The sequence below is a fragment of the Sulfitobacter sp. THAF37 genome, from assembly GCF_009363555.1.
In the GTDB taxonomy this organism is placed as follows: domain Bacteria; phylum Pseudomonadota; class Alphaproteobacteria; order Rhodobacterales; family Rhodobacteraceae; genus Sulfitobacter.
Window position 1 is genome coordinate 1,283,610 of the sequence record NZ_CP045372.1, and the last position, 19,940, is coordinate 1,303,549.

The 19,940-nt window shown below is 62.5% G+C and carries 22 protein-coding genes; 8 read left to right on the forward strand and 14 right to left on the reverse strand.

Annotated features, from left to right (window positions below):
* Positions 1–42: 42 nt before the first annotated feature.
* The gene (locus FIU94_RS06360) at positions 43–972 is read right to left on the reverse strand and encodes an AEC family transporter (RefSeq protein ID WP_152464983.1); all 930 of its coding nucleotides are present in this window, start codon (positions 970–972) and stop codon (positions 43–45) included.
* A gap of 114 nt (positions 973–1,086) precedes the next feature.
* On the opposite strand from FIU94_RS06360, the gene FIU94_RS06365 reads away from it, so the two are divergent.
* Together FIU94_RS06365 and FIU94_RS06370 are read left to right on the forward strand one after the other, a co-directional pair.
* Entirely contained in the window at positions 1,087–1,704 is a 618-nt protein-coding gene (locus tag FIU94_RS06365; RefSeq protein ID WP_152464984.1) for a TetR/AcrR family transcriptional regulator, read from the forward strand.
* A gap of 119 nt (positions 1,705–1,823) precedes the next feature.
* Positions 1,824–2,105: an I78 family peptidase inhibitor gene (locus FIU94_RS06370; RefSeq protein WP_152464985.1), complete on the forward strand. Its 282-nt coding sequence runs from the start codon at positions 1,824–1,826 to the stop codon at positions 2,103–2,105.
* A gap of 21 nt (positions 2,106–2,126) precedes the next feature.
* On the opposite strand, the gene paaK is transcribed toward FIU94_RS06370, so the two are convergent.
* Both paaK and paaI read right to left on the reverse strand, forming a co-directional pair.
* The gene (paaK, locus tag FIU94_RS06375) at positions 2,127–3,437 is read right to left on the reverse strand and encodes a phenylacetate--CoA ligase PaaK (protein ID WP_152464986.1); all 1,311 of its coding nucleotides are present in this window, start codon (positions 3,435–3,437) and stop codon (positions 2,127–2,129) included.
* Positions 3,434–3,874 (reverse strand): hydroxyphenylacetyl-CoA thioesterase PaaI, encoded by a 441-nt coding sequence (paaI, locus tag FIU94_RS06380; protein ID WP_152464987.1) that lies wholly within the window; start codon positions 3,872–3,874, stop codon positions 3,434–3,436. Before paaI ends, paaK begins: the two co-directional genes overlap by 4 nt.
* A gap of 117 nt (positions 3,875–3,991) precedes the next feature.
* Here paaI and FIU94_RS06385 point away from each other — a divergent pair, with 117 nt between their 5' ends.
* The gene (locus FIU94_RS06385; protein WP_152464988.1) at positions 3,992–4,339 is read left to right on the forward strand and encodes a DUF2794 domain-containing protein; all 348 of its coding nucleotides are present in this window, start codon (positions 3,992–3,994) and stop codon (positions 4,337–4,339) included.
* Positions 4,340–4,356: 17 nt separating this feature from the next.
* On the opposite strand, the gene FIU94_RS06390 is transcribed toward FIU94_RS06385, so the two are convergent.
* From FIU94_RS06390 to FIU94_RS06400, 3 genes are all read right to left on the reverse strand, one after another.
* A complete protein-coding gene (locus FIU94_RS06390) occupies positions 4,357–5,148 on the reverse strand; it encodes an NlpC/P60 family protein (protein ID WP_152464989.1) in 792 nt (263 codons plus the stop codon).
* Positions 5,145–6,527: a M17 family metallopeptidase gene (locus tag FIU94_RS06395; protein ID WP_152464990.1), complete on the reverse strand. Its 1,383-nt coding sequence runs from the start codon at positions 6,525–6,527 to the stop codon at positions 5,145–5,147. Before FIU94_RS06395 ends, FIU94_RS06390 begins: the two co-directional genes overlap by 4 nt.
* A 66-nt stretch (positions 6,528–6,593) precedes the next feature.
* The gene (locus FIU94_RS06400) at positions 6,594–6,971 is read right to left on the reverse strand and encodes a hypothetical protein (protein ID WP_254702628.1); all 378 of its coding nucleotides are present in this window, start codon (positions 6,969–6,971) and stop codon (positions 6,594–6,596) included.
* Between the two features lie 145 nt (positions 6,972–7,116).
* On the opposite strand from FIU94_RS06400, the gene FIU94_RS06405 reads away from it, so the two are divergent.
* The gene (locus FIU94_RS06405) at positions 7,117–7,767 is read left to right on the forward strand and encodes a carbonic anhydrase (protein WP_152464991.1); all 651 of its coding nucleotides are present in this window, start codon (positions 7,117–7,119) and stop codon (positions 7,765–7,767) included.
* A 37-nt stretch (positions 7,768–7,804) separates the two neighbouring features.
* Here the strand turns inward: FIU94_RS06405 and FIU94_RS06410 are convergent, their stop codons facing one another.
* Together FIU94_RS06410 and FIU94_RS06415 are read right to left on the reverse strand one after the other, a co-directional pair.
* On the reverse strand, positions 7,805–9,427 hold the full coding sequence (locus tag FIU94_RS06410) for a DUF4139 domain-containing protein (protein WP_152464992.1): 1,623 nt from the start codon (positions 9,425–9,427) through the stop codon (positions 7,805–7,807).
* Positions 9,428–9,529: 102 nt separating this feature from the next.
* Positions 9,530–10,552 carry an aspartate-semialdehyde dehydrogenase gene (locus FIU94_RS06415; protein ID WP_152464993.1) on the reverse strand — a complete coding sequence of 341 codons (1,023 nt, stop codon included), beginning with the start codon at positions 10,550–10,552 and terminating at the stop codon, positions 9,530–9,532.
* A 139-nt stretch (positions 10,553–10,691) separates the two neighbouring features.
* Here FIU94_RS06415 and FIU94_RS06420 point away from each other — a divergent pair, with 139 nt between their 5' ends.
* Positions 10,692–11,840, forward strand: coding sequence for a DUF3095 domain-containing protein (locus tag FIU94_RS06420; RefSeq protein WP_152464994.1), 1,149 nt, complete (start codon positions 10,692–10,694; stop codon positions 11,838–11,840).
* Here FIU94_RS06420 and FIU94_RS06425 read toward each other — a convergent pair.
* From FIU94_RS06425 to FIU94_RS06440, 4 genes are all read right to left on the reverse strand, one after another.
* Positions 11,832–13,007 carry an MFS transporter gene (locus FIU94_RS06425; RefSeq protein WP_152464995.1) on the reverse strand — a complete coding sequence of 392 codons (1,176 nt, stop codon included), beginning with the start codon at positions 13,005–13,007 and terminating at the stop codon, positions 11,832–11,834. The two genes, FIU94_RS06420 and FIU94_RS06425, sit on opposite strands and share 9 nt — an antisense overlap.
* On the reverse strand, positions 13,004–13,780 hold the full coding sequence (locus FIU94_RS06430; protein ID WP_152464996.1) for an HpcH/HpaI aldolase/citrate lyase family protein: 777 nt from the start codon (positions 13,778–13,780) through the stop codon (positions 13,004–13,006). Before FIU94_RS06430 ends, FIU94_RS06425 begins: the two co-directional genes overlap by 4 nt.
* Positions 13,781–13,851: 71 nt before the next feature.
* Positions 13,852–14,526 carry a hypothetical protein gene (locus FIU94_RS06435; protein WP_152466967.1) on the reverse strand — a complete coding sequence of 225 codons (675 nt, stop codon included), beginning with the start codon at positions 14,524–14,526 and terminating at the stop codon, positions 13,852–13,854.
* A 1-nt stretch (position 14,527) separates the two neighbouring features.
* The gene (locus FIU94_RS06440) at positions 14,528–14,818 is read right to left on the reverse strand and encodes a hypothetical protein (RefSeq protein ID WP_152464997.1); all 291 of its coding nucleotides are present in this window, start codon (positions 14,816–14,818) and stop codon (positions 14,528–14,530) included.
* A gap of 166 nt (positions 14,819–14,984) precedes the next feature.
* On the opposite strand from FIU94_RS06440, the gene FIU94_RS06445 reads away from it, so the two are divergent.
* The 3 genes from FIU94_RS06445 (at position 14,985) to FIU94_RS06455 (ending at position 17,479) form a co-directional block, all read left to right on the forward strand.
* Positions 14,985–15,509 carry a hypothetical protein gene (locus FIU94_RS06445; RefSeq protein WP_152464998.1) on the forward strand — a complete coding sequence of 175 codons (525 nt, stop codon included), beginning with the start codon at positions 14,985–14,987 and terminating at the stop codon, positions 15,507–15,509.
* Between the two features lie 150 nt (positions 15,510–15,659).
* Positions 15,660–16,265: a ribonuclease HII gene (locus FIU94_RS06450; protein ID WP_152466968.1), complete on the forward strand. Its 606-nt coding sequence runs from the start codon at positions 15,660–15,662 to the stop codon at positions 16,263–16,265.
* A 113-nt stretch (positions 16,266–16,378) separates the two neighbouring features.
* The gene (locus tag FIU94_RS06455; RefSeq protein WP_152464999.1) at positions 16,379–17,479 is read left to right on the forward strand and encodes a site-specific DNA-methyltransferase; all 1,101 of its coding nucleotides are present in this window, start codon (positions 16,379–16,381) and stop codon (positions 17,477–17,479) included.
* Positions 17,480–17,857: 378 nt separating this feature from the next.
* On the opposite strand, the gene FIU94_RS06460 is transcribed toward FIU94_RS06455, so the two are convergent.
* Both FIU94_RS06460 and FIU94_RS06465 read right to left on the reverse strand, forming a co-directional pair.
* Positions 17,858–18,676, reverse strand: a complete 819-nt coding sequence (locus FIU94_RS06460; protein WP_152465000.1) for a DUF1194 domain-containing protein — start codon at positions 18,674–18,676, stop codon at positions 17,858–17,860.
* Positions 18,677–18,763: 87 nt separating this feature from the next.
* Entirely contained in the window at positions 18,764–19,909 is a 1,146-nt protein-coding gene (locus FIU94_RS06465; protein WP_152466969.1) for an alkane 1-monooxygenase, read from the reverse strand.
* Positions 19,910–19,940 lie beyond the last annotated feature (31 nt).

The window sequence follows — 19,940 nt, forward strand, 5'->3', positions numbered from 1 at the left end:
TGTCCTTTCGAAATGTCGGTTCCTTTGGGGAACGTCAGAGGTTCAGAGCTGGCCGACCCACCCCACCACCAGGCTGACCGTCAGGATGCTGAGCGCGGTGGAAATCAGGATCGCGGTGGAGGCCCGGATGGCGGCGACGTTGTAGTGCTGCGCCAGCATGAAAACGTTTCCGGCCACCGGCAGCGCGGAAACGGCGATCAGCACACCGGCCTTGAACGGGTCCACGCCGAACAGGAACAGCGCGGCGAAGCCGACGAACAGCGGGTGAAGCACCAGTTTGCAAAAACTGAGCCAACCCGCGATATGAAGCTTGTCAGGCCGGGTCAGCGCCAGCGAGGCGCCAATGGCAAACAGAGCCCCCGGCGTGGCGGCACCACCCAGAATGGCGAGGAAATCGTTCATCGGTGCGGGGATCGGAATGCCCAGGCCCGACCAGACAAAGCCCATGACAATGGCAACGATCATCGGATTTCGCAGCAGCCCCAGCCCGATGGGTTTAAGCGTTTCCAGCGGTTTCAGTCCGCCGCGTGCGCCGGTGATCAGGATCACGATCAAACTGGAAAATACCACCAGGTCGATGGTCAGCGCCAGCAACATCGGGCCAATCGCCTCGGCCCCCAGCAGGAGGGTCAGCATGGGGATGCCCAGAAAACCGGTGTTCCCGATCGCCGCGCACTGCGCCTCTATTGCCGTCGTCGGCACATCCAGCCCCCGCAGGAAACCGACCAGCGTGGCGACCCCATAGACAAAGCTCGTCCCCCACAGATAGGCGACCACCAGCCGGGTGTCCCAGACCTCGGCCAGTGACAGGTTTGCCGAAAATCGGAACAGCATGGCCGACAGGGCGAAGTAGAACACGAACTTCGTCAGATAAGCCGTCGCCTCGGCGCTGAAGAACTTGCTGCGCCCGGCCCAGAAACCCACCCCGATCAGGGCAAAGAAGGGGAGGGTTTTCAGGAAGATCGCCAGCATAGTGCAAGGGGTATCCAGCAATAGACCCCGGCGCAAGCATCGCAATCATCGGAAATACGACTTGGAACTGTACGATACGGTTTATATTGTGACACCTCAGCAGTCGGAGCAGACATGACCGCCATTCCCCCCAAGGTCCGCAAGGGTCGAAAATACGACCAGGTTCTGGAGGGCGCGCGCACCGTGTTCATGGCAGACGGCTTTGAGGGGGCCAGCGTGGACGAGATCGCACGTGTCGCGGCGGTGTCAAAGGCAACGCTTTACAGCTACTTCCCCGACAAGCGCCTGCTGTTCATGGAGGTCGCGAGCGCAGAGTGCGTCCGCCAGAGCGAAGTGGCGATCAAGAGCATTGATATGCAGGCTCCGCCGCCCGAGGTGCTTGGGCAGGCGGGGCGGCATCTGCTGGGGTTTCTCACGTCGACCTTCGGCCAGCAGGTTTTCCGCATCTGTGTCGCTGAATCCGACCGGTTTCCCGAACTGGGTCAGAAGTTCTATAACACGGGTCCCGCCGTGATCCGGGCGGAGATGGTCGGCTATTTCAAGAGCGCGACGGCACGGGGCGAGCTTAAGATAGAGGATTTCGCCCTGGCTGCCGATCAGTTTGGCGAGCTGTGCAAGGCGGACATCTGGCCGCGTCTTGTCTTTGGCGTGATAAAATCGGTATCCGAGGCCGAGATCGACCGGGTTGTGAACGGCGCTGTCGAAACCTTTCTGGCCCGATACGCTGTCTGATGCCGGTCGCGCAACTTTTGGCTGGTGCGTCCTCGCGATGACAGGAACGATGGCGCCAGCTTGTACCCAGGGTCCGATCCGGCCGGATGGCCGCCGGACCGCAAACAACGGAGTGGTATATGAAAACAGGAATAGCACTGATCGCCGCCGCCGCGCTCACGGCTTGCGGGCCGCAACCAGACGGCGGAAGTTCCACCGGCGGCAGCACGGATGGGCCAGACACCTGCAACGCCGCATCTTATGCCGGTATGATCGGGCAGGATGCCGTCGTGGCCTTGTCGATCCCTGACCCGAAACGGCAGTACCGCCTGGGCGACCCCGTCACGATGGATTTCAACGCCCAGCGCGTGAACATCGTTCTGGACGAAACCGACACGATCATCGACATCAAGTGCGGCTGACCTGAATGGGCCTGGCGGGGTCTAGGCCTTGGGCCGCTTGTCCACGATGCGCACCGCCTTGCCTTCGGATCGGGGGACGCCGCCCACATCTGCGACCTCCACGGTGACGCTGATTCCGACGGTCTGCTTGATCTGCGCCGACAGCGTCCTGGCCGCCGCCGCGCGCTGATCGTCCGACACGGACCCGTCGGCGCATTCGCACAGGATGCGCATCTGGTCCATGCGATCGGGGCGTGACAGTTCGATCTGAAAATGCGGGGCAAGTCCGCTGGTCGCCATCAGCGCCTCTTCGATCTGGGTGGGAAACACGTTCACGCCGCGCAGGATGATCATGTCGTCCGATCGGCCCGTCACCTTTTCCATCCGCCGCATCGTGCGTGCCGTTCCGGGCAGGAGGCGGGTCAGGTCGCGCGTGCGGTAGCGGATGATCGGAAAGGCTTCCTTTGTCAGTGAGGTAAAGACAAGTTCGCCCTGTTCTCCGTCGGCCACCGGCTGGCCTGTTTCGGGGTTTACGATTTCGGGGTAGAAATGGTCCTCCCAGATGTGCAGGCCATCCTTGGATTCGACGCATTCCATCGACACGCCGGGCCCCATCACCTCGGACAGGCCATAGATATCGACCGCATGCATGTCGAACGCCTGTTCGATTTCCAGCCGCATGGCGTTGGTCCAGGGTTCGGCGCCAAAGATGCCGACTTCGAGCGAACTGGCGCGGGGGTCGATGCCCTGTGCCGCAAATTCATCGAGAATCGACAGGGCGTAAGACGGTGTGACAGTGATCCCCTTTGGCTTGAAATCCTCGATCAGACGTACCTGTCGCGGTGTCATCCCGCCCGAGATCGGATAGGTCGTCAGCCCCAGCGCATCCGACCCAAGGTGAATGCCCAGCCCCCCGGTGAACAGACCGTAGCCATAGGCGTTGTGCAGCATATCGCCCGGACGCATCCCCGCGGCGCGCAGGGACCGCGCCACAACGCTGGCCCAGTTGTTCAGGTCGGTCTGGGTATAACCCACCACCGTCGGCTGCCCCGTGGTGCCCGAGGAGGCGTGGATGCGGGCCACCTGTTCCCGAGGGACGGCGAACATGCCGAATGGATAATTGTCGCGCAGGTCGGTCTTTACCGTGAAGGGAAACTTCGCCAGGTCGGCCAGCGATCCCAGATCATCGGGATGCACGCCTGCGGCATCGAAGCTGGCCTTGTAAAAGGGCACATTGTCGTATGCGTGGCGCAGCGACCATTTCAACCGATCCAGTTGCAGTGCCTCGATCTCGTCCCGGCTGGCCACCTCGATCGGATCGAGCGTAGATCTCTCTGGCGTCAGGTCTTTCATCCGCGGGTCTCCTCCTCGGGAAAATGCTGGCCTTTGACGCTGCGCGACAGGCCGCGAAACAGCGCAACGGTGCGCCCGTCCTCGCCGGTAACAGTGACATCGTAGATGCCCGACCGCCCGGATTTGGACGTCTCCACGGCACGGGCGGTCAAAACCTCGTCAGCCCGACCGGGGCTGAGAAAGGTGATCTGGTTCTGCTGGGCGACAACCAGTTGATTGTAGCTGTTGCAGGCAAAGGCGAAGGCGCTGTCGGCAAGGGTAAAGATGTACCCGCCATGACAAATCCGGTGCCCGTTCAGCATGTCGGGCCGGACCTTCATGGACAGGGTGGCCTGCCCCGGTGCGACAGCCTCGATCCGCATGCCCAGACCGGCAGACGCCCGATCGGCGGCAAACATGATCTCTGTCGATTTCTCCGCGCGTTCCTGCGGTGTCATTTGTCCGGCTCATTATGTTTCATCAATCGAACCTTTTGCATAATTTTGTAACGCTTTCAACGATTATCCTGAGATGGGGCACTTGATTTGGTCGGCCAAGGGCGCAACTGTAATTTCATGACAGTGCAAATCCCACCAAGTGTCACCCCCTTTGAACGCCCTGTTGAACAGGTGGCGTTCCACCGCACCGAACTCTCGCAGATCCTGTCGCTCTACGGGCGAATGGTCGCCGCAGGCGAGTGGCGGGATTACGGTATCTCCTGCCTGCGTGAAGTGGCGGTGTTTTCCGTCTTTCGCCGCACGGCCGAGTTTCCGCTGTATCGGATCGAAAAACGGCCCAAGCTGCGCAACAAGCAGGGCATGTACGCGGTCATCGGCGCGAACGGCCAGATCTTGCGGCGCGGGCACGAGCTGAAGGCCGTTCTGCGGGTTCTTGAGCGCAAGTTGATCCGCGCCGTCGAATAGGCCTGTTGGGCCGCGTCTCAACCGGCGTCCGGAACAAGCCGCCGGTGTGCCGTGACAGGCCCGTCGCCCTGTTTCCCTATCCTCAGGATCGCTTCCGAAATCGGCTCATGCACTGTCAGCATGGTGTGGGCGTTGGCATGAATCAGCGTTTCCGGATCGCTGACCAAAGCCACGTGACCTTTCCAGAACAGAAGATCGTTGCGCCGGTAAGGGGGCTTGGCGACGTCGCCCAGGATCAATTGCTGGTCGCTGTCTCCGGGGCAGGGGACGCCGCACGCCAGCAGCGCCGCCTGTACCAGCCCGGAACAGTCGATGCCCCATCGGCTGTTCCCGCCCCAGAGATAAGGGGTGCCGAGGAAAAGCGCCGCAACCGCCGCCGGATCGTCGAAATGCTGGGTCTTCTCACGCAGGTGTTTCAGGGGGATGAAACCTTCGGGCGTCACGGCATAGTTTTCGGTCGTGCCGGTGACGGTGACACGGCTCCCGAAGGAGAGGCTGCAAATCTCGGGCGACTTGAAGGTCGCATCCGAATAGATGTGCGTGGCGGGAGCGATGACCCAATGGGTCCCAACCTGCGCTTTGCCCAGCGCGTCGGTGCGGATGTGACCGCAATAGCCGTCCTTTTCAGCCTGAACATAGGTGTAGCCCCCCGTGTCCGGGCCAAGCTGTGTCAGGCTGTCGCCGAACAGGAGCTGCCGGTCCCGTGGGCCGCCCGGGCTGCGGCAAAGGTCGGCCACCGGCACCGTGATGCGGGCGGGTTCGGACCGGGTCGTCAGCGCCGGGATCGGCGTCAGCCGCGGATCGCTCATCGTTTCAGCAGTGGCAGGACGGCGGCGTGCAGCGCGCGGGTGGCCTGACCGACACCGCCCTTGGGCCGGGCGGGGGCGGCATTGGGCTGCCAGCCGTAGATGTCGAAATGTGCGTAGGGGCTTTCGGTGACGAAACGGCGCAGGAACAGGGCGGCGGTAATACAGCCTGCGAACCCACCCTTGGGCGCGTTGTCCAGGTCGGCGATGCCCGGTTCGATCATCGACTCATAGGGATCGTGAAACGGCATCCGCCAGACCGGATCGGCGGTGGCGGTTGCCGCAGCCTCCAGCGCCGAGACGAAGGCGGGATCGTCACTGAAGTAGGGGGCAAGGTCCGGGCCGACCGCGACCCGCGCCGCGCCGGTCAGCGTCGCCATCGAGATGATCTGGTCCGGCGCGTCCTCGTCCGCGTAGGCCAGCGCATCCGCCAACACCAGTCGGCCTTCGGCATCGGTGTTGTTGATCTCGACCGTCAGGCCCTTGCGCGAGGTCAGGATGTCCTGCGGACGAAACGCATTTCCGGAAACGGAATTCTCCACCGCCGGGATCAGCACGCGCAGTTGCACGTTCATCCCCGTGGCCATGATCATATGCGCCAGCCCCAGAACGGCGGCAGCGCCGCCCATGTCCTTTTTCATAAGGCCCATAGATGCGCCGGGTTTCAGGTTCAGCCCGCCGGTGTCGAAACATACGCCCTTGCCCACCAGGGTCAGCTTTGGCCCCGAGCTGCCCCAGCGCATGTCAACGAGGCGGGGGGCGCGGTCCGCGGCGCGGCCGACGGCGTGGATCATCGGAAAGTTCTGTGTCAGCAGGTCGTCGCCCACGATGACGTCAATCCGGGCGTCGAACTGTTTCGCCAATGCATGGGCTGAATCGGCCAGGTCCGGCGGTCCCATGTCCGAGGCCGGTGTGTTGATCAGATTGCGCGTCAGCACCTCGCCCGCGACAATGGCCTCGATCCGTTGAACATCCAATTGATCCGGCGCCACAAGGCGCGCGCGCAGCGGTGACTGGTCGCGGTAGCGGTCAAAGGCATAGCCAGCCAGCAGCCAGCCGATCGCCTCGATCTCGGTCGCGTTCGCGTCCAGACCGCTCGCGATTTCGTAACTCCCGGTTGGCAGCTGAGCGGCCGCCGTCGCCACATGGAACCGCCCCCGCTTCCGCGCTGTCGGGGTGCCGTAGCCGGCGAGCGCCATTTGGGGCTTTCCATCGGCATCGGCGATCACCAGCGACTGGCCCAGCGCGCCGGTAAAGGCATTCGCCCCGATCCAGTTTCGGATCGCCTCGGGCTGGTCGGCGCTCCAGTCGGCCAGACCGTCTTCGGACAGGATATGCAAAGGAATGGTGTCGTCTGTTCTTGGAACGAATGTGCAGGGCATTGAGGGCTTTCGGTATCGAAGTGGATCGCCGCTCAGCCTATCCTTTCCAGCGCCACCCGCAAGCCATCAGAGGGAGTTATCCCCGGCGTTCCAGACCGCGCACAACGACCGTTCTCCGACGCGCAGCAAACGCGACAGGGTGGCGGCCAGGGCAACGTCGTCGCGGCTGTCGATGCAGATGACTACGTCAGTTGCCACCCGGTTCATCGCCGACATGCCGATCTGGTCGCCCACCGCAATCAGGGTTCGTGTGTTCTTGCGCAAGTCCTCCAGGTTGCCTTGCTCGAACAGGGTGGCGCAATGTCGCAGCCGCAGGGCGACATCTTCCAGGGCGCGGCACAGGATGTCCTCGGCATTCGCCGAATCAAGTTGCGCATACAGTGCTTCCAGCCGCGTCGGGTCAATGCAGACCTGCTCCATCGGTTTGATTTGAAAAACCAACATCCCATAACCCCTTGATCGCCCCCACGGCTGAAACGGACCATGATCCACAAGTGTTTGAATAGGGTTGATGCGCCCTATGTTTTCACTCGAATTCGTTATTGTTCTGGGGTATCTGTCCCGGACCGACGTCAGAAGGATCTGCGCGATGCACAGGGCAAAACCACTACCGGGCTACCTGGTACAGAGATATCATGGCTGGAAGGCGACAAGCTACGCGGACAATGCGTCCTGGTATCGCCGCCTGGCGACCGAAGGACAGCGCCCGCGCGCGATGGTGATCTCGTGCTGCGACAGCCGCGTACATGTGACCTCGATCTTCGGTGCCGATCAGGGTGAATTCTTCATCCACCGCAATATTGCGAACCTGGTTCCCCCGTACGAGCCGGATGGCGATCACCACGGCACCTCGGCGGCGGTGGAATACGCGGTGCGTGTGCTGAAGGTCGCGCATCTGATCGTCCTCGGCCATTCCAACTGCGGTGGCGTGAAAGGGTGCATCGACATGTGCCAGGGCAAGGCACCGGACCTGGAGGCCAAGGACAGTTTCGTCGGCCGCTGGATGGACATCCTGCGCCCCCGTTACGATGACGTGGCCAAACTGCCCGAAGGTGTCGACCAGGAACGCCAGCTTGAAAAGCTTGCGGTCATGACTTCGCTCGACAATCTGATGACATTTCCCTTCGTGGCGGAACTGGTGCAGAATGGTCAGCTGACCATGCACGGCCTATGGACCGATATCGCCGAGGGCGGGCTGGAGTGCTACAGCGCCGAAACCGGACAGTTCCAGCCCGTTTGACCGGGCTGGCGGGCTATCTCATCTTCCGGGGCGCGTGTCAGCGCAGGACCATGCCATCAGGCCAGTTGAGTTCCTGCTGAATCTCGATTTCCTCGGTCTCGCCTGCCGCCACATCCACGTTCCACTGCAGCACGCCGCGCAGGTCTTCGACGTTCCGCTCATCCGGCGGGGGCGTTGCGGTCCATTGGATATCCAGATCGTCCTGCACGGTATAGGGGACGGCGGTCTGCACCTCGACCGTCCAGTCGCGGGTGCCGAGGTTTTCAATATCCATGCGGATCTGCTGGCGCTGGGCGTTGGTACGGTTGATGATCCCGCGGTCGCCTTCGGACTGATCCAGGATCGTGTAGGAAAGCTGCAGATCTTCGATCGGGCCAAAAGGCACGTCCCCCTCCGCTCCGGCGGGAACTTGCGGGAAGGGGCTGCGCCCCACCAGCGTATTGTCGATGTAGAGCGCCGCTTCGTTCGCCGCCAGCAGCGGCTCCTGCGTGGCGTTGGTGAATTCCGCCATCAGGTAGGCCGTCTGATCGAACGCGGGCGATGCGTGGGCAAACTGCCGCGCCTCGAAACTGAGCCGGTCCAGGTTCACGCGGGATGCATCCACACCGCTGGCCAGGTCGAGCGGCTGCGCAACGGAATATGTGACCCCCGGTCCGTCAAAGGAGGTTGCAACGGCATTGTCGGCCATCACCGGCGCTTCCATGACCGGTTCGGCGGCGGCCAGCCCCTCGGCATCCTTGCGCATCGACGCCATCGGTCGCGGCGGCTGGGGTTCCTCGATCCGCCGCAGCTGTGGCCGGACCGTGGTCGGGCTGATCTGCGACGCAGGTTCCAGCGTTGACAGGGTGACAGCGACATCCTCCCAGTTCTCGCCGCTGTACTGTGCGATCATCGCCCCCCGCACGATCTCCAGCGTCGCGGGGTCCTCGCCCCTAAGGTAAAGATCGTAGACAGGACGCCATCCCGCGTCGACGGGATAGCTGAGTGACAGGGTCAGTTCTGTCTCTTCCTCGGCGGTGACAGACAGTGTCAGCTGTGAAACCTCCTTTGCCGCGGGTGTCAGAGCGGCCAGCGCAGCCTTGGCGTCTTCAAGTTCACGCACCAGTTCCTTGCGGCCCTCTTCGATGTCGCGGGCGCGCTGCCGCGCAGCCAGCGCGGCCTGCTCGGCGGCGAGGGTTTCGGTTTCGACCAGACGGGCGATGTCGGCCAGGGTTGCAACGTCGCCGGGAAGCCCCTCGTTGGTGCCAAGCGCCGCGAGGAAACGGACCTTCGCCTCTGCCGCGGCTGCGGCCAGACGCGCCTCCGCGATCCGGTCGTCCAGCGCGGTCAGCGCGCGCTCCGCCGCCTCGATCCGATCCTTCGCGGCGGCGACTTCGGCACTCTCGTTCTCGGGCTGAGGCGGCACGGCGGAAGACCGGAACTGCGTCGCACCGAGGCGCGCGCCATCCAGACTGACGCGCAGCATGTCGCCGCGCAGCCACGCAGGCAGGTCGGGCAGAACGACATCGTGCTGGCCCGCCGGAACCTTGAATACAACCTCGCGCGACACCTGCGCCCCATAGCCATAGACGATGGCGGAAGTAGGGGCGCTGGACAGGGTAAAGGTTTCGGCCTGTGCCGCAGCGGGCAGGCACAGCAGGCAGACGGCGACAAGACGCATGGGGGCACTTCCTGTGATTGAATACTGATCACAGTGTGCAAGTCGGCACCGCAAAAGAAAAGGGGCCCGAAGGCCCCGATCCTGAGCGCAGCGGAAGGCCGCTCAGCCCTTCTTGAGAACCTCACGGCCCAGCAGTTCGGCGATCTGGACCGCGTTCAGGGCGGCACCCTTGCGCAGGTTGTCACTGACGCACCACAAGTTCAGACCGTTGTCGATCGTGCTGTCCTGGCGGATGCGGCTGATGAAGGTGGCGAAATCACCAACGCATTCGATCGGCGTGACGTAGCCGCCGTCCTCGCGCTTGTCGATGACCATGATACCGGGCGCCTCGCGCAGGATGTCGCGGGCCTCGTCTTCGTCCAGGGCATCCTCGAACTCGATGTTGATCGCCTCGGCATGGCCGACAAAGACCGGCACGCGCACGCAGGTCGCCGTGATCTTGATCGCCGCATCCACGATTTTCTTGGTCTCGGCGACCATTTTCCATTCTTCCTTGGTCGACCCGTCCTCCATGAAGACGTCGATGTGCGGAATCACGTTGAAAGCAATCTGCTTGGTGAATTTCTTGGCCGGTTTGTCATCAACCGGGTTATAGATGGACTTGGTCTGGTCCCACAGCTCGTCGATGCCTTCCTTGCCGGCGCCGGATACGGACTGGTAAGTGCTGACCACCACGCGCTTGATCTTGGCCCGGTCATGCAATGGCTTCAGCGCGACGACCATCTGCGCGGTCGAACAGTTCGGGTTGGCAATGATGTTGCGCTTGGCATAGTCGTGAACCGCCTCGGGGTTCACTTCGGGCACGATCAGCGGCACATCCGAATCGTAGCGGTAGAGCGACGAGTTGTCGATCACGACGCAACCGGCCTTGGCGGCGCCCGGCGCGTATTTCTTCGTCGCTTCCGACCCAACGGCGAACAGAGCCATATCCCAGCCTGTGAAGTCGAACGTGTCGAGATCTTTGCATTTGAGCGTCTTGTCCCCAAAGCTGACCTCCGTGCCCATGGATCTGCGGCTGGCCAGGGCCACGACCTCATCCACAGGGAACTGGCGCTCGGCCAGGATGTTCAGCATTTCGCGGCCCACATTGCCAGTGGCGCCCACGACGGCGACGCGATAACCCATCTGAATTCTCCGATATAAAAAAGGGGCAGTGGGCGGCACATACACTGCTTGCCGCGTGGGGGAAAGGCCCCCGCGTGTCTTGGCTGGTCTGTGTGATATCGCGCGTGCTAGTGTCGGACAAAGCCGCAGGAAAACGCATATGACCGACCGGGGTACCTTTTATGATCAGCTTCCGCGTGTCAGCGTTTTCGATAAGCTGACCGAGGGCGACAGGTTTACGCCGCTGCCGCAGGACTGGTGGCTCGGGACAGCCGATATTGTCAATTCGACCGGGTTGATCGCCGAGGGTCGGTACAAGACCGTGAACATGGTCGGCGCTGCCGTGATCTCGGCGGTGATGAACGCGCTTGAAGGGGCGGCGTTTCCCTTCGTATTTGGTGGGGACGGTGCCGGATTTGCCGTCCCGCCACAGGACGAAGCAGCGGCGCGGGAGGCATTGGCGCGGTGCGCGCGCTGGGCACAGGAGGAATTCGCCATCGAGATGCGGGTGGCGCTGGTGCCCGTCGCGGATGTCCGCGATGCCGGCAGCGATGTTCGGGTGGCAAGGTTCGAGGTGTCGCAGGGCGTCGATTACGCGATGTTCGACGGCGGCGGCCTGAACTGGGCAGAAACGCGCATGAAGGCGGGCGACTACGCCGTCGAACCCGCTGCCAGAGGGGCCTTGCCCGATCTGACCGGCCTGTCGTGCCGCTGGTCGAATATGACCGCGCGCAACGGCACCATCCTGTCGATCCTCGTGGTGCCCGAACCGGACGCCGATCCCGATGCGGTTGCCCAGGTCTACGACCGCGTCGTCAGCCTGACCGAAAGCCTTGATCGTGGCGGCCACCCCGCACCGGCCAGCGGTCCGGGCTCGGACTGGCCGCCGGAGGGCGCCGCGCTAGAGGCGCACGCGACCCGTGGAACCGGTTCATTGGGCGCGGCGCGGCGCAAGGTATTGTTCGAATCCTTCGTGGCTTGGCTGCTGATCCGCACGGGGATCAAGCTGGGTGGTTTCGATGCCCGCCGCTATGCCCGCGTCGTGGGGGAGAACGCGGATTTCCGCAAACGCGATGACGGGCTGAAGATGACCTTGGATTGCGATCCCGCGACACGGGAGCAGATCGAAAGCGTCCTGAGCAAGGCCAGGGCCGACGGGCTGATCCAGTATGGTACAGCCGAACAGGATCAGGCGATGATGACCTGCATCGTGCCGTCGATCACGACCGACGATCACGTGCATTTCATCGACGGTGCCGCAGGCGGCTACACCCTTGCCGCGGCCAGGATGAAAGGCCGCTCAGTCTGACTGGTCCCGGCTGAAAAGATACAGAAACAAACCCGAGATCAGGCAGCAGCCCAGCAACACGAACACCATGACATAGGGCAGCACCGTGTCGCCCGTACCGGCATAGCCGTGGTACACCCGGCCAGAGGCGAATTGCAGGACGCCGACGCCGCCGATGCTGAAGAGGTTGAGCATTGTCACCCCTCGACCGATCAGCTGCGGTGGCAGAAAGCTGCGGCCATGCGCCATGATGACCGCGTAGCCTCCGCCGAAGAACCCTATGACGCAGATCAGGGCGACCGACAGCACCAGCGACTGCGCAGGCAGCGCGATCATGGTGAAGGTCGCCATGCTGGTTATCGTGGCCCCACCGGCAAGCATCCACTTGCGCGACGGGAAGAACCGGTCGGCAAAGCCATAGGCCAGCACCCCCGAGATCATCGCGATGCCCATCAGGAGGGTGGCAAGGCCAACTGCCCCCGTTCCTGCGCCGAAGACATCCGTCAGGTAGGGACCGATCCAAAGCCCACGGATCGCCCCCGGCAGGGCATAGTTCACCCCCATCAGGGGAAAGATGAACCACAGCGCCTTCAACCTGAAGAGCTGCGCCAGCGACCCCTTGGCCTCGCCCTCGACCTTGGCCGGGTCCCGGACCCAGACCAGCATGGACAATGCCACCAGCGCCGACAGCGCGCCCAGCCCCCATAGCGAGGTCCGCCAGCCAAGCAGTTCAGCCGACAGTGCCATCGGATAGGAGGCCACGAGATTGCCCAGGCTGCCGACCCCCACCATGACAGAGGCGAGCACGGCGAATTGTGCGGGCGGGTGTTCACGGGCGAAGATGTAGTATGAGGCCATGAGAACCGGCGCGCAGCCGATGCCGATCAGGGCCATTGCGATGGCGATATGCAGCGGTCCCGTTGCCATCGCGAAAACGGCAGACCCACCGCCGCAGCCCAGCAGCATCAGCCAGCCTGCGGTCCGGCGGGGCCCGAGGCCATCAAGCGCCGCGCCGATGGGAATCTGGGCCACCGCGAAGGCGATGAACCATAGCCCCGAAGCAAAGGCGAGGTCATCGGGTGTGGTCCCGATGTCCTGTTCGAGAATTTTCGCGAGCACCGCGAGGAAGGCACGAAAGAACTGGCTGAGCACATAGGCCAGCGCCAGCAGGACAAGACCGGTATTCATCTGCCGTGGCTTTTCCACTTTTGCGCCAGTGCCAGCGCCGCGTTGTTCAACAGCAGCACGTCCGCGCCGACGGCCACGAACTGTGCCCCTGCCTCCAGCGCGTCCTTTGTCATCTCATCCCGCGTGGACAGGATGCCCGGTGCCTTGCCGGCCGCGCGGATACGGCGCAGCGCATCCATGATGGCGGCCTGCACGTCGGGGTGTTGCGCGTTGCCCATGTGGCCCATGTCTGCGGCGAGATCGGCAGGGCCGATGAACACACCGTCCACACCTTCGACCGCGAGAATGTCATCCAGCGCCGCCAGACCCTTGCGGTTCTCCACCTGGATCAGAAGGCAGGTCTGCGCATCGGCGGTCGTGCCATAGTCCGCTGTTCGCGAGAAATGTGCCGCCCGGGTGAGGGCATAGCCCACCCCACGGTCCCCGTGCGGGGGATAGGTCACGTCGCGCACCAGCTTGCGGGCCTGCTCCGCGCTTTCGACCATCGGCACCAGAACGGTCTGCGCGCCCGCGTCCAGCACCTGCTTGATCATGTAGGTTTCGCCGATTGGCACCCGGACGATCGCATGGCTGGGTGACGCTGCCAGCACCTGTAGCTGCGCGAGGATGGACCGCAGGTCGTTGGGCGCGTGCTCACCGTCGATCAGCAACCAGCCGAACCCCACGCCTCCCATCAGTTCGGCGCTGAACGTATCGGCAAGGCCAAGCCAGCAGCCAAAAACGGTTTCGCCCGCGCTGAGGGCCTTCTTGAACGGGTTGACGGGTGCGGGCATGGATCGGTCCTTGCAGTTTCTGCCGGACCCTACGCCGCTGCGGAAGCCTTGACCAGACCGCACGACCCGCCTCAGATCACCTTGATCACGTCCTTGTCGATGGCCAGCATGTAGCCGCGTCGCGCGATGTTCTTGACCAGCAGTTCCGACACGATCTGATTGCCCAGCGTGTCCCGCAGGCGCTTGATCCGGGTGGCGCCCGCAGCCTCGTCGCAATCGACCGCTGCGCGACCCGATATGACCCCCTCGAGCTCGGAACCTGACAGCACGTCGTCGTCCATCCGCGCCTCCGCCAGGACGCTCATGGTCTCCATCGCGGCATCGGTCAGTTTGAACCCGAGGTTATTGAGGTAGACGGTGTTTTCCTCCCGGCTGATCAGGAGCGAATTCACCTGAATCCCGGCGCGCTCGATCTGCGCCATGCGGCGGTTGAACCCGACCAGCATGATGAGAAACACCAGCGCGGCCACCAGCATCGCGCTGGCAAAGACCAGCAGGACGAATATTACCATGCGGTAGCTGGTGAGCGTTTCCGAAAAGGCGGTGCCGGACTGTGCGAGAATCTCCAGCAGCTTGATCTCGGCCCCCGATGTCAGGTCGTCATTCTCGATGAAGATGCGGGTGACTTCGGCATTGAACGCATTCGCGTCGGGAAGCGACCAGAACAGCAGGCCCGCCGCGATCAGCAGCGCGGCGACAATGGCGGCGATGCCGATGCCCACGATGCGCCCGCCAAAGCGGCGCATGTCAGAAGCGGAGGTAATTTGATCCTGCACTGTCTTTCCTCTGTGCCAGCCCGTCCTCGCCGAAGACCGACATGATGTTGAGCAGGGTCCATCCCTGGGCCGCAAGCCGGGCGGAAAGCTCCGTCTTTGCGTTGCCAGGGTCGCATGGTCCGTTGACCTGCGCCACGCCATAATGCAAGCGCAGCGGGTTGTCCTGTTTGGCCTTGTAATCGGCGTAACAGCCTGCCGCCGAGGCGGGCAGGGCGGCACCGATCAGGACCGCGGACAGAAGGGGAAGGATGACGTTTCTCATGCATCATCTGTGCGCTTTTGTCCGCTGATATTCAATATCCAAAGGGGTTTAGGGCGACCGTTATCCGATAACACCCCCCTGTTATTGCCTGTCTGGCGCCCCCGACCCCAAGTTGGTCCCATCAGCAGGCGGGTCCCGTCTGCACCAACAGGAAAGGACCAGACCCATGTACCGCCGCTTCATCGCAACCATCGCCGCCGCGTCCATCGCGATCACCGCCATCGGCGCTGTCCCCGCCCATGCCGGGGATCGCGACACCGTCCGCGCGCTGGCCGCCATTCTGGGCGTCGCCGTCGTCGGCAAGATCATCCACGACAACAACAAAAAGAAAAAGCAGCGGGTTCACCGCCAGCCCGCGCCGGTCTACGCACCGCCCTACTCCACGCCGCCGCGGCACCGCCCGCCGCAGATTCACCAGCCGCGCCACAACCCGCCGCGTTACAATCCCCAGCCGCGCCCCTTGCCGCAACATGTGAACAGAAAGCTGTTGCCCAAGCAGTGCTTCCAGAGCTTCGATACCCGGCGCGGCAAGGTTCGCATGTTCGGTGAACACTGTCTTCAACGCAATTTTCGTCATGTGAATTCCCTACCGCGAAACTGCCAGTACAAATTCGGAACCCCCAACGGCCTGCGCACAGGTTACGAGGCGCGCTGTCTGCGGGATGCGGGATACAGATTGGCCCGCGGCTGACGCCGCAGGTCAATCCTGCGGAACAGATATCTGATCCGCGGGATGTGGGGGAGGTGTTCGGGCGCCTCCCCCACTTTTTTGAACAGACGGAACATGGTTTCAGGCGGTCTGGGCCTTGCGGCGCGGGCCATCTTGGGCTTTGGAACCGGCATGATACCCGACTATTCATTCGAAACCGCCGCCCGCCTGCGTGGCCACCGCCGCATTGCGGGCGTGGACGAAGTGGGCCGCGGCCCCCTCGCGGGCCCCGTGACTGCCGCAGCGGTCGTGCTGGACCCCGCCCGCATTCCCGGCGGGCTGAACGATTCCAAGAAGCTGACCAAACAGGCCCGCGAACGATTGTATGAAGAGATCATGCAGGTCGCCGATGTCAGCATCGCCCACGCCAGTGTCGAGGAAATCGACAGCCTCAACATTCTGCGCGCCAGTCACCTTGCCATGACGCGGGCCCTGTCGGGGCTGAAAGTACCGGCGGATTACGCCCTGATAGACGGCAATATCCTGCCCCGAGACATGACGATCCCGGCAGAGACGATCATCAAGGGCGATGCCCGGTCGCAAAGCATCTCGGCGGCCTCAATCATGGCCAAAATATGTCGGGATTGTGTCATGTTGTCCCTTGCGCAACAGCATCCCGGATATGGCTGGGAGACCAACATGGGATATGGATCAAAAAGCCACATCGCCGCGCTTCAAAATCTTGGTGTGACCCCTCACCATAGACGTTCCTTCAAACCAGTACACAATATGTTGTAGCAAGATATTTTGTTAAGCGACTGATTCAAAAAAGAAATTGACCGCGAATCCCCTTTGACTCATCCTGTCTCTCAACCAATGAGTGCAAACGCACCGGGGACAGAGGCAGACATATGAAGACGATGACAAAGGGTGCGGTGGCACTTCCCTTGAACGAAATCCTTGCCGGGGATTGTATCGACGCGATGAACGCGTTGCCGGCCAACAGCATTGATCTGATCTTTGCCGACCCGCCCTACAATCTTCAGTTGCGCGGCGACCTTGTGCGCCCGGACAATTCCAAGGTGGACGCGGTCGATGACGAATGGGACCAGTTTGCCAGCTTCAAGGTGTATGACGAGTTTACCCGCGCCTGGCTCAAGGCCGCGCGCCGCCTGCTGAAACCCAATGGCGCGATTTGGGTCATTGGCAGCTACCACAACATCTTCCGTGTCGGTGCCGCCCTGCAGGACGAGGGGTTCTGGATCCTCAACGATGTGATCTGGCGCAAGTCCAATCCAATGCCGAACTTCCGTGGCAAGCGGTTCACCAATGCTCATGAGACAATGATCTGGGCGGGCAAGGGCGAAAACGCCAAGTATACCTTCAACTATGAGGCGCTGAAGGCCCTGAACGAGGGCATCCAGATGCGCAGCGACTGGGTTCTGCCGATCTGCAACGGCCACGAGCGGCTCAAGGACGACGCAGGCGACAAGGCGCATCCGACGCAGAAGCCCGAGAGCCTGCTGCACCGTATCCTGGTCGGTTCCACCAATCCGGGCGACGTGGTGCTCGACCCGTTCTTCGGCACCGGGACTACGGGTGCCGTGGCCAAGATGCTGGGCCGCGACTTCATCGGGATCGAACGGGAGGAAGCCTACCGCAAGGTCGCCGCCAAGCGCATCGCGAATGTTCGCCGTTTCGATCGCGACGCGCTGCAGACAACGGTCTCAAAGCGCGCCGAACCCCGTATTCCCTTTGGCCAGCTTGTCGAACGGGGCATGCTGCGACCGGGCGAGAATCTCTATTCCATGAACAACCGTCACAAGGCCAAGGTGCGCGCCGATGGCACCCTGATCGGTGACGATGTGAAAGGGTCGATCCACCAGGTCGGCGCGGCCCTCGAAGGCGCGCCAAGCTGCAATGGCTGGACATATTGGTGCTTTTCCCGCGATGGAAAGAAAATCCCCATCGACCTTTTGCGCCAGCAAATCAGGGCCGAACTGGCCAACTGAACCGAATTTCCTTTTTGAACACCGCCGGTGCCCGCGGCCTTCCTCATGAAGGTCCGCCTTCAAGGGCACTCACCTTGGCCCCGCCCACGTGGCGGGGTCTTTTTCTTTTCGCGCCCTAGGCTCAGGACCCCTTAATTCTATACGCTTAGTTTGACAGATTTGTCCGCAGAAAAGAAGCATCTGCGCAGGAATAGTGGTTCTATTTCAAACAGATGCGCCGCAGGCTGTGGGAAAATCCGTCAAACCCGAAGGGCGGCGATTTCACTTCCACGTCTTGGGTCGCTTGCAAATAGAACCACTATTTGCTGCGCGCCCCAAACCATTGAAATTTCGTGAAATCGCCGCTGAGCATATAGAATTAAGGGGTCCAGAGCCTAATCAGGGCAGGAAGTTGCGGCTGCCGAAGAAATCTTCCCATATCTTTTCACCCACCCTGCAGTCGCGCGGATCGCGGGCCTGCGCAGGGATGACCTGCGCCTCTGGCCTATGTCCCGCGATCTCCAACACCAGCTTGCGCTTCACCGCATCGCCGAAATCGCTCCATTGGACGACAGGAATGACAAAAGCGCCGGGCCCCCCGATGACGCAGCTCTGGTAGTAGATATCGAGATTGGGCAGGTTGAACTGGGAATAGGCCCCGTCGTCCGTCATCAGGGGCAGCCCGTTGATCGTGATGCCCCGCGCCAGCACGTCGTCCCGCGCAAAGGTCACGCCGGGGCCAAAGTTGTTCGGCCCGTCGCCCGAGATGTCGATCACCCGTCGCAGACCGGCGAACTGGTTCGTCTCGATCAGCTCTGCCCCGAAAGCCAGCGCCCCCGAGATCGAGGTGCGGCGCAGGGCGGGATCCTGCCTTGCGGTCAGTTGCCGCGCAAAATCGCGCAGGTCGTCGCGTGTCGTGACCACGCGCCAGTCGACAATCACCTGCTGCGAACCCGCCCATTCCACATAGGTCAACGCCACGTTCTGCAACAGCCCGGACTGTACGGCGGCAAAGACTTCGGAGGACCCCAGTGCCTCGGCATAGCCGCGGCGCTGCAGCTCCAGTTCCGCCTGTGACATCGAGCGCGACACATCGACCATCAGCACCAGCTCAAGGTCGACTTCGACCGTCTGCGCCGCGGCACGAGAAAGGAGTCCTGGAAACAGGGCAACGAACAGGGCCAGAAGACCCTGGATCAGGCGCAGTCGGTTTACCATGTGAAAACGCTAGGGCGTCGTCGGCATCCTGTAAATCGTCACACGACACCGATCACGATCAGTTCAACCGGCACCTGCTGCCCGGTTTCAGCGGGGCAGGGGTGTGGTGTGTTTGTTATAGGGCGCCCAATCGGTGATTTCGGGATAATACATCGCGCGCCATTTACGCACGCGGGGATTCATGATGCGCCGCCAGACGGGCGGGACCATCGCGGCCATCGTCATCACCGGATAGCCGTACGGCAGCTGCGGGGCCGTATCAGCACCGTAGGTCTGCAGCACCGGAAAGCGGCGGTCCGGCTTGTAGTGGTGGTCGGAATGCCGTTGCAGGTTGATCAGCAGCCAGTTCGACGCCTTGTGCGCCGCGTTCCAGGAATGACGCGGCTGTACATGCTCGTACTTGCCGTCGCCCAGGTGCTTGCGGGTCAGCCCGTAGTGTTCGATGTAGTTCACCAGCTCCAGCTGCCAGATCGCGACACCCGCCTGCACCAGGAACAAAAGCAGCCCGGACCATCCCCCCAGCAGCAGCGCCAGCAGCAGGCAGAACAATTGCAGCCCCCAGTATTTGAAGAACGGGTTCGACAGGTCGGTCCAGGGCAGATCCTTGCGTGCCAGCATCGCCTTTTCAGCGTGGAACGCGGAGACCAGAGAGTCGCGCAGGACCCGCGGGTAGAAACGGTGAAAGCCCTCGTTGTACCGTGCGGTCACGGTGTCGCGGGGCGTGCCGACATAGCGGTGATGCACCAGCAGGTGTTCCGACCGGAAGTGCGAATAAAGCACCATCGCCAGCAGGGCATCGGCGAGGAACCTCTCCAGCCGGTTTTTCTGATGCATCAACTCGTGTGAATAGTTGATGCCCACGGTGCCGGTGATCACGCCAACGCCGAAGAACACCATGAACCGCTCGAACCCGTTCAGGTGCTCGGCCTGCGGCACGTACCAGACCAGACCGAACAGCGTCAGGAACTGCGCCGGAACCCAGATCAGCGTGACCAGCCGGTACCAGAACAGATCGCTCTCCGTTGCCGACAGGTCCGCGTTGTCCAGGTTCAGCCCCACGACCGCGTCCAGCAGCGTAAAAAGATACCAGGTGATCAGAGGCAGCAGGATCACGGTCCAGCCGCCGTAGAATGCCGTGACCCAGGCCAGCGGAATCAAGCCAAGCGACAGCCAGAAGGGCAGCGCCCGCGTCGCACGGGCCAGTTCCTTGGGCGGGAGGATGGTGCCTTGCATCGTCATGCGCGGACCTCTTTGTCTCGTCAGC

Coding starts and splice junctions, on each gene's coding strand:
- FIU94_RS06360 (WP_152464983.1), bottom strand. CDS start 972: ATGCTGGCGATCTTCCTGAAAACCCTCCCCTTCTTTGCCCTGATCGGG.
- FIU94_RS06365 (WP_152464984.1), top strand. CDS start 1,087: ATGACCGCCATTCCCCCCAAGGTCCGCAAGGGTCGAAAATACGACCAG.
- FIU94_RS06370 (WP_152464985.1), top strand. CDS start 1,824: ATGAAAACAGGAATAGCACTGATCGCCGCCGCCGCGCTCACGGCTTGC.
- paaK (WP_152464986.1), bottom strand. CDS start 3,437: ATGAAAGACCTGACGCCAGAGAGATCTACGCTCGATCCGATCGAGGTG.
- paaI (WP_152464987.1), bottom strand. CDS start 3,874: ATGACACCGCAGGAACGCGCGGAGAAATCGACAGAGATCATGTTTGCC.
- FIU94_RS06385 (WP_152464988.1), top strand. CDS start 3,992: ATGACAGTGCAAATCCCACCAAGTGTCACCCCCTTTGAACGCCCTGTT.
- FIU94_RS06390 (WP_152464989.1), bottom strand. CDS start 5,148: ATGAGCGATCCGCGGCTGACGCCGATCCCGGCGCTGACGACCCGGTCC.
- FIU94_RS06395 (WP_152464990.1), bottom strand. CDS start 6,527: ATGCCCTGCACATTCGTTCCAAGAACAGACGACACCATTCCTTTGCAT.
- FIU94_RS06400 (WP_254702628.1), bottom strand. CDS start 6,971: ATGTTGGTTTTTCAAATCAAACCGATGGAGCAGGTCTGCATTGACCCG.
- FIU94_RS06405 (WP_152464991.1), top strand. CDS start 7,117: ATGCACAGGGCAAAACCACTACCGGGCTACCTGGTACAGAGATATCAT.
- FIU94_RS06410 (WP_152464992.1), bottom strand. CDS start 9,427: ATGCGTCTTGTCGCCGTCTGCCTGCTGTGCCTGCCCGCTGCGGCACAG.
- FIU94_RS06415 (WP_152464993.1), bottom strand. CDS start 10,552: ATGGGTTATCGCGTCGCCGTCGTGGGCGCCACTGGCAATGTGGGCCGC.
- FIU94_RS06420 (WP_152464994.1), top strand. CDS start 10,692: ATGACCGACCGGGGTACCTTTTATGATCAGCTTCCGCGTGTCAGCGTT.
- FIU94_RS06425 (WP_152464995.1), bottom strand. CDS start 13,007: ATGAATACCGGTCTTGTCCTGCTGGCGCTGGCCTATGTGCTCAGCCAG.
- FIU94_RS06430 (WP_152464996.1), bottom strand. CDS start 13,780: ATGCCCGCACCCGTCAACCCGTTCAAGAAGGCCCTCAGCGCGGGCGAA.
- FIU94_RS06435 (WP_152466967.1), bottom strand. CDS start 14,526: ATGCGCCGCTTTGGCGGGCGCATCGTGGGCATCGGCATCGCCGCCATT.
- FIU94_RS06440 (WP_152464997.1), bottom strand. CDS start 14,818: ATGAGAAACGTCATCCTTCCCCTTCTGTCCGCGGTCCTGATCGGTGCC.
- FIU94_RS06445 (WP_152464998.1), top strand. CDS start 14,985: ATGTACCGCCGCTTCATCGCAACCATCGCCGCCGCGTCCATCGCGATC.
- FIU94_RS06450 (WP_152466968.1), top strand. CDS start 15,660: ATGATACCCGACTATTCATTCGAAACCGCCGCCCGCCTGCGTGGCCAC.
- FIU94_RS06455 (WP_152464999.1), top strand. CDS start 16,379: ATGAAGACGATGACAAAGGGTGCGGTGGCACTTCCCTTGAACGAAATC.
- FIU94_RS06460 (WP_152465000.1), bottom strand. CDS start 18,676: ATGGTAAACCGACTGCGCCTGATCCAGGGTCTTCTGGCCCTGTTCGTT.
- FIU94_RS06465 (WP_152466969.1), bottom strand. CDS start 19,909: ATGCAAGGCACCATCCTCCCGCCCAAGGAACTGGCCCGTGCGACGCGG.